This window comes from Fischerella muscicola PCC 7414, assembly GCF_000317205.1.
Taxonomy (GTDB): domain Bacteria; phylum Cyanobacteriota; class Cyanobacteriia; order Cyanobacteriales; family Nostocaceae; genus Fischerella; species Fischerella muscicola.
Genome location: NZ_AJLK01000220.1, coordinates 1 through 1,170, shown reverse-complemented (window position 1 = coordinate 1,170; position 1,170 = coordinate 1). Strand labels below are relative to the sequence as shown.

The window sequence follows — 1,170 nt, the reverse complement described above, 5'->3', positions numbered from 1 at the left end:
GGGAGCATCCACTTTTGGCAGAAACACTCAAATAGCAAGTAAACCATTCAGATAAGCACAACGAACAGAAAGAATTTGGTTGACACTCTCAACATTCCACTGTGCGCCAGAAATTTTCATCCTAGCTCCAATCTGTTTAATAGCAGACTCGACTGCACCAGAACCAATAGAACAAAGTTGTTCAGCTTGGTAATAGCTATAGTTGACAATACGGGAGCAATGTTTTTCGAGATAAGCGATGAAGTTCTTAGCTTGTTTGCCTCGGCAATTATGAAATAAAGCTTTAGCTTCTTCAACTTGACCCTGCCATAAAAGAGTTTCAGCTGCTTTGAGTCGCTTTAAAGAACCACCCACTTTGTAAAGATTTTCCTTGAGATGATACCAATCTAATATTTCCCAACGCTTTCCATGCTCTGTTTTACCAAACTCTTTGACGAGATTCCACACACCATCATGACCATCTCCCAAGCAGACTAACGGGTTAACAAGATGCTGGCTATTGACATAATCAACTAATGATTGGTTGTCATCAAAAAACGCACCATAGTAAATCCCTTGCAACCGAACGGTTTTATAGTCTCGCCAGTAGCAGCCTGCTTTCGGTTTACCTCTGAGTCGGACTTTTCCTCCATCTACGCTGATTTCTGAAACTGATTGTTTAGCAAGTGGTAGTTGAATTTCTTGTGACAGCACTAGTTTTTGTTGCGTTGTGTGACCAACTTTTACTCCTGTCAATGCCTCAATCTCAATTTCTGCTTTTTGGTATGATTCGTTAGCTGATAGCCTCAAACAGCACTTTTGAAGCAATGGACTTAACCGGGTTCTTGGTTTGACACCCAGTCTAATAAGCTGTTTGGCTTTAAGAGTGAGTTCTCCCACCAAACTTTTTATTTTTCTGGTTTTACCTACTTTTGTTCCAGTTTTTTGTTCGATAAAAAAAGGGCTATTTCTGGGCTGACTAGTTCTAATATTTGACTCCGCACTGTTTTTTCTATGCCTTCTAGATCTGTCAGCTTACTTTTGTCTGCTTCTTCATACAACAATGTTGCCAATTCTTTTAAGCAGGCTTTGATCTGTTCTTGTTTATCCTGGTTCATTGTGAGTCCTGCACATTGTTTTATCTGTTCTTATATTCTCCCAGAACTTGTATATCTTCCAAAAGTGGATGCT

At 39.7% G+C, this 1,170-nt stretch carries 1 protein-coding gene; it reads right to left on the bottom strand.

The features are described from left to right. Nucleotides 1–27 precede the first annotated feature (27 nt). A protein-coding gene (locus tag UYI_RS0131320; protein ID WP_085948366.1) for an ISKra4 family transposase occupies nt 28–1,097 on the bottom strand; the annotation gives its coding sequence in 2 pieces (ribosomal slippage) (nt 28–941 and nt 941–1,097; 1,071 coding nt in all). Between the last annotated feature and the right edge of the window lie 73 nt (nt 1,098–1,170).